Genomic DNA, 6,109 nt, shown 5'->3' with positions numbered 1-6,109 from the left:
CTGACAGCTTTTCCGACCGTTTTCCATGCAAGGCGTGGTTCAGTTCGGCGATCAGATGCTCTTGCCGCCGGGTGATGTCCTTCAGCGCCGCGACCTCTTCCATCAATGCCAGAACCGCCGCACGTTGCGCGGTAGGAATGGCGGAAAGATCAAGGGCGGGAGTAGCCTGCATGTGCTGAAGCTATCACCAGACGCCAGCAAAAACACGCGAATCCAGATACTTGATTCATTCTGCCGCAGCTGGCGTCCGGGCTTCCAGCGCCTTGACCTTGCGCCAGTCGAGCCCGGAAAAAAGCGCCTCAAACTGTGCATGGTTCAGCGCCATCACTCCGTCGCTGACGGCAGGCCAGGTGAAGCTCGTATCCTCCAGCCGCTTGTAAGCCATCACCAGTCCGGTACCGTCCCAGTATAGCAGCTTCAATCGATCCGCCCGGCGTGAACGGAACACAAATACGGTACCTGTAAACGGATCCTTGCGCAAAACCGATGCGACCTGTGCAGCCAACCCGTCATGCCCCTTGCGGAAGTCTATGGGCTTCGTCGCAACCATGATCCGCACCCGGTTGGAAGGAAACATCATGGGCAAGTAGCCAAAGCGTGTACGACCGACGCGATCCGATCCGCCGAAGCGCCCACTTCCAGACGAACGGTCACCGCGCCTGCGATGATTTCTGGTCGCATCGGAGTATCAACCTTCACCTCTCCCGGCTTCTCAGCTTCGCCAACCATCAGCGTTGCAAACTCCACCGGATCGTTCGGCGCAGGCAATACCAGTCGTCCCTTTCTCGCCAGCGTTCGCCACGACGACACATGGTTCGCGGAAACGCCGTGCCGTTGCGCAACGCCATTCACGCTAGCACCAGGCAGCAGCGTTTCAGCCACAATCCGCGCCTTCACATCATCCGGCCACTTCCGGTTCCCGCGGCTTCCGCCACCAACCGGTAGAACCTCCAATGTAGAATCCATGGAGAAACTCCGTCCTGATTATAACGACACTCAAATGAGACAATCAGGACTAAGAGAGAAAGGTGGGACGCAGAACACGCTTACCATTATCGACAATAACCCGGCGACCATTCGCGCAGATAACCTCAAACTGCCCACGGCAAGCACCCTGTGGAGCCGGCTGGCATTGAGGCGCGGTCGCCTCTATTCGCACCGGGATAAAACCCGTCGCTGAATTTTCTCCATGCCAAACCCCAAAAGCACCTTCACGCGCCAGTTTGCGCCATGAAAATAATTGCGCTGGAAATAAACCGTGGCGACGAGCCACAGTCGTAACGCTGTCCCCGCAGCTATAGCTCTCTTCAACAATCTGCCGTTTCGCGGTCGCGCTGAAACGGCGGCGTCGACCTGTGCCTACAATCTCAAGTACGTTCAATTCATTATAAGTCGTATCGCTGCTCATACGACCTATAATCAGGACAACAATGAGGCATCACAAGGCGGTCTTCAGCGGATGCATACTATGCATACAGCGTAACTGCCGATAATTATAACACAACACCACAAACATATGGCACAGGCACCATGCTTCGCCGCACACCCCACAGCGTCAAGCTAAGAAATTTATTTCCGATTAGCTTGATTTGAAAAAATATTCCTTATAAATATTAGTACAGCGTACATCATATACAGTATAGCATTTATTATACCCGATCTTCTAGATATTACATTTGATAAAATTTTCATTTTAATTATTTCAAACCTAGGAATATTGATTTTACTGCACATCAATTCCGTAAATTCATTCATGATATCAATCAGTTCATCAGAATGAGACGTTAACATTGTTGATTGATGAGATTTATTTTTAAACGTAGATCGAAATGCTTCTGCAAATACAATATTTTTAAATCTTGGGAAGATAATATTACTTGTATAAAGTCTATCTCTAACTATGTTATCTGGAAATGTGTCGCATAACTTTTTTATATATTTAATCCTGCTTCTACTCATCTTTATACTATACGATGTACTATCTGTATTTATACACCACACCGTAACAGATGTGTTTAGAAAGACATTACTATACCCTTTTCTATAAATTCGTAGAAACAAATCATCATCTTCGTAGCCCGTGAATTGAGTATCAAAACCACCGACAGCCTCATAGGCATCCCTGCTAATCAGAGATGCAGAAGGAAGGACAAACATATCCATTCCGATTAGGTCGTTGATATAGCGTTTAGGATGAACACTGTGGTGCACTACAGTGTCAGACCGAATAATGTTTCCATCTTCATCTGCTTCCATTAGATCTGCGTAGACCCAACCAAAATGAGGGTCACCTCCATCTACGCCACTGAGAAGCGTCTCAATATGAGTTCTCAAATAAAAGTCGTCCTGATCTAAGAAAGATATAAAATGTGATATAGAATGTTGAACACCGAAATTTCTAGCAGAGCCTTGCCCACCGTTCTCCTTATGGAGAACTTGAAAACCCATTTCCCTAGAAATTTCGATTAATTTTTCAGTTTCCTCGGGTGTTGACCCATCATTAACGACAATAAATTCCGCAGGCAGGACCGTTTGATTCAGAACGCTTGCCGCAGATCGCTTAATGTACTTCGACCCGTTGTAGTAAGGGATAATGACTGCAACACTATCTTTTTGGTTGCTTTGTGTTGAACAAGTGCCGCTTAGTTTAGCCACGTACGCACTCCTGTAGATATGGAGTTTCCCTATTGTAGATAATTCCGACCAATGCAAATCATATTTAACCATATGATCCAAACTATAAGCTTGTCACCATCTGGCAGGTTGATCTCTATATGCCTGTCACAAATATTTTTCTCCAGTTGGTGGCTCCAAACCCCTTAAGAGGCAATGTTCTTACCCAAAATAAATGGGAAGAACCTTTTGGGGAGAGGCATCCATTTTAACTTTCCCATGTTCGAGCCAGATTATTCTATTACAATTCTTTTCGAGAAGAGCTCTAGAATGGCTAGCTAATACCAATATATTTGTTGTCTCAACTAACTCTTTCATACGCTGGTTGGCCCGTTCTTTAAAATCTTCGTCACCTGTTGAGAGCCATTCATCCATTATAAGGATTTCCGGGCGTATGGCAGTGGATGTGGCGAAGGCTAATCTCATCTGCATGCCAGACGAGTAGGTGCGAAAGGGAACATCCAAAAATTCACCTAGACCGGAGAACTCTTCAATTTTTTCAACGTTGTATGCGAGGTCTTTGGGGTGAATGCCCATCATGGCAGAGCGCAGTCGAATATTTTCACGACCTGTAGCTTCAGGGTCAATCCCAAGGCTGATATTGATGAGCGAAACACATTGGCCTTGAATTGTTGCGCGCCCTTGGGTCGGAACATAAATTCCTGAAAGCACGCGAAGCAAGGTCGTTTTGCCGGATCCGTTATGTCCAATGAGCCCAATCCTGTCGTGGTCGCGTAAAGTCAGAGATACATTTTCTAAGCCTCGAACGATGACTAGACCGTCCCGCCGACGTTCAACACTTCCTCCGGTCGCGATATTCAAGACCCTATTTTTCAAGGAACGGTTCGACGCGTTATATATAGGAAACTCAACGCTGACATTTTCAAGTTTTATCAAGCTCATTTTACAACCAATAGGGGATGCGCCAACGATATTTGCCGAAGAATACAAGGGCAAAAAACCAGCCCATAATTGCTATGCTTATTGTAAGTAGCCAAGTATAAATTGCTGGTGCCTCTCCAAACAAAGGTGCACGAATAAGCTGCAAGAGGTGATAAAAAGGGTTTAACTCAAAAATCAATTTTGAAGATGTGTCGGGTAAAATTTTAACATCCCAGATGATAGGCGTTAAGTAGAAGGAAATCTGAAGTACATTTGTGACTATCTGCGTCATATCACGAAAACGACAGCAAACAGTAGCCAAAACAAGCATAATCCAAGAAAGATTAATAATTAAAATCAGAAGTCCAGGTAAAATTAGAAGCGTATGTAAATTAAAATTTTGGCCAAGAATAAGTAAAAGCACAGGAAAAATTAGGACATTATGGCAAAATATAATTATATTCTTCCATAGACTGCGCAAAATATGCGTAAAAAGAGGTAGTCGTACTTGTAGTATAATACCTGACGCGCCACTGAATGTGGTACAGCTTTCCGATAGTGATGAAGAAATTAGGCCCCAAGCTATGATGCCTGAGCAGATATGGGGGAGATACTCGGGCATGTCGGAACGAAAAAGTGTGCCAAAAATCATTCCCAAGGCGCCAATGTAGACCGCCATATTGATGGTGAGCCAGAAAGCTCCGAGCCGAGAGCGCCGATAACGTTGGGCGACATCTTGCCATCCGAAAATCAGCGCAATACGATATGCGATCAATGAATCTGAAATATCGCTAATTGCAGCATGAACTCTAGCCAGTGGCCCAGAAGTCACGGTATTTTCCTTGACGCCACTGTTCTCTTTAAGAACCCGACTTGTCATTTATCACCTTTGCGGAAACCGGATGCTGCTCTGCCGAAAGCGTTTTCGTGCCGCTTTCCTAGCTACGCTTATGAGCGTAATGACGAATGCGTTTCGCAAAGTCAATGCTCTATTAATTAGATAAATATATTGAAATTAAGGCACTTATGTTATGTCTGGGCTTCGTGACGTAATCAATCAGTGTCTGACGAGGCATGGTTCTACGAGTGAGCCCCGGCCCGTTGCGTCGACACCCACGACGCTACAAGAGGTCTTGCCCAGATCAATTCCGAGGATCATTATGCTCATAGGTCCGTTCTTTTTTCGCACGACAGCATCCTAACAAACGCTGGGGAAAAGGACGGGCCAGCTGACCTTGCCCCGTTGAAATAATCCATTTTGAAGTAAGCTCTGGCCCATTGAGAGGACCAGAGAATGAAGCGCAACCGTTTTACAGACGAACAGATCATCGGCATTCTGAAGGAGCACGAGGCGGGCACGCCTGTCGCGGAGCTTTGTCGCAAGCACGGCGTCAGCGATGCCAGTATCTATAAATGGAAAGCCAAGTTCGGCGGCATGGACGTGTCCGAGGCCAAGCGGTTGAAGACGCTGGAAGACGAAAACACGAAGCTGAAACGGCTCCTGGCAGATTCGATGCTCGACAACGCCGCTTTGAAAGACCTTTTGGGAAAGAAGTGGTGACGCCCGCAGCAAGGCGGAAAGCTGTCGCTCATCTGATGGATCACCACCAGATGAGCGAACGGCGGGCGTGTAAAGCCATGGGCTTTTGCCGTATGACGATCCGTTACGAAACCAGGCGCAGCGATGACCATGACCTTCGCGAGCGGATGAAGGAGCTGGCGCATGAACGTCGCCGCTTTGGATATAGACGTCTTCATGTGCTGCTCAGGCGTGAGGGTCACCTTGTGAACCACAAGCGGCTCTTCCGGCTCTATCGGGAGGAGAAGCTGACGGTACGCAAGCGTGGCGGGCGTAAGCGGGCGATAGGCACCCGAGCGCCGATGTTGATCCCGGCGGCTGCCAATGTTCGCTGGTCGCTGGACTTCGTGTCAGATCAGCTCACCGATGGCCGCAGGTTCCGGGTGCTTACGGTCGTCGATGATTGCACAAGAGAATGCCTGACTCTTGTCGCCGATACGTCCCTTTCCGGCTTGCGGGTTGCTCGTGAGTTGGACCGGATCATCGAAAGACGTGGCAAACCGAAGATGATCGTCAGTGACAACGGCAGTGAGTTCACCAGTAACGCAATCCTGCATTGGGCGGATCGGACCAAAGTGGAATGGCACTATATAGCGCCTGGCAAACCGATCCAGAACGCCTTCATCGAAAGCTTCAATGGACGGCTACGAGACGAGCTCCTGAATGAAACGCTCTTCTCGTCACTGACCCATGCACGATCAGCGCTTTTAAACTGGCGCAGCGATTACAACGATCATCGACCACACTCTGGACTCGGCTGGATGACGCCTGCCGAGTTCGCTCAGACAATCAACCCGCGACGTGATGCGGTGCTGCGCAGCCGGAACGGCTCCGCACCGCAACCCGCCGCTACCGCCCCGAATACAGCAACCCAAAACCGCTGGAGCGAACTCAAAACTGGATAAAACTTGGGGGCAACGTCACATTCCATCAAGCGCGTTTATCACTCCACGCAGGTTCGTCTTTCGAAGGCAA

The 6,109-nt window shown here is 48.3% G+C and carries 7 protein-coding genes; 1 reads left to right on the top strand and 6 read right to left on the bottom strand.

Annotation, left to right across the window (positions count from 1 at the left end; genetic code table 11):
* Positions 1-226: 226 nt before the first annotated feature.
* The 6 genes from tnpB to HWX93_RS09915 all read right to left on the bottom strand — a co-directional run bounded on the left by tnpB (position 227) and on the right by HWX93_RS09915 (position 4,435).
* Entirely contained in the window at positions 227-550 is a 324-nt protein-coding gene (gene tnpB, locus HWX93_RS09940; protein WP_419190824.1) for an IS66 family insertion sequence element accessory protein TnpB, read from the bottom strand.
* 26 nt (positions 551-576) lie between these two features.
* Positions 577-966, bottom strand: a complete 390-nt coding sequence (gene tnpA, locus HWX93_RS23165; RefSeq protein ID WP_210267209.1) for an IS66-like element accessory protein TnpA — start codon at positions 964-966, stop codon at positions 577-579.
* Positions 967-1,015: 49 nt separating this feature from the next.
* Positions 1,016-1,408, bottom strand: coding sequence for an IS66-like element accessory protein TnpA (gene tnpA / locus HWX93_RS09930; RefSeq protein WP_176037284.1), 393 nt, complete (start codon positions 1,406-1,408; stop codon positions 1,016-1,018).
* 161 nt (positions 1,409-1,569) lie between these two features.
* Positions 1,570-2,655, bottom strand: coding sequence for a glycosyltransferase family 2 protein (locus HWX93_RS09925; RefSeq protein ID WP_210267207.1), 1,086 nt, complete (start codon positions 2,653-2,655; stop codon positions 1,570-1,572).
* Between the two features lie 180 nt (positions 2,656-2,835).
* Positions 2,836-3,576, bottom strand: coding sequence for an ABC transporter ATP-binding protein (locus HWX93_RS09920; protein WP_176037282.1), 741 nt, complete (start codon positions 3,574-3,576; stop codon positions 2,836-2,838).
* A gap of 1 nt (position 3,577) precedes the next feature.
* Complete coding sequence (locus tag HWX93_RS09915; RefSeq protein WP_176037281.1) at positions 3,578-4,435, bottom strand: ABC transporter permease; 858 nt, start codon at positions 4,433-4,435, stop codon at positions 3,578-3,580.
* Positions 4,436-4,849: 414 nt separating this feature from the next.
* Here HWX93_RS09915 and HWX93_RS09910 point away from each other — a divergent pair.
* Positions 4,850-6,039 (top strand): IS3 family transposase gene (locus HWX93_RS09910; protein WP_176037280.1). Its coding sequence is split into 2 segments (ribosomal slippage): positions 4,850-5,099 and positions 5,099-6,039, totalling 1,191 coding nucleotides; the frame shifts between segments, so codons are not numbered across the junction.
* Positions 6,040-6,109: the final 70 nt, after the last annotated feature.

Origin of the sequence: Brucella tritici, from assembly GCF_902825325.1 — a bacterium.
Taxonomy (GTDB): Bacteria; Pseudomonadota; Alphaproteobacteria; order Rhizobiales; family Rhizobiaceae; genus Brucella.
Note: the sequence above shows the minus strand (reverse complement) of the source record. Positions and strands in the feature narration are given on the sequence as shown.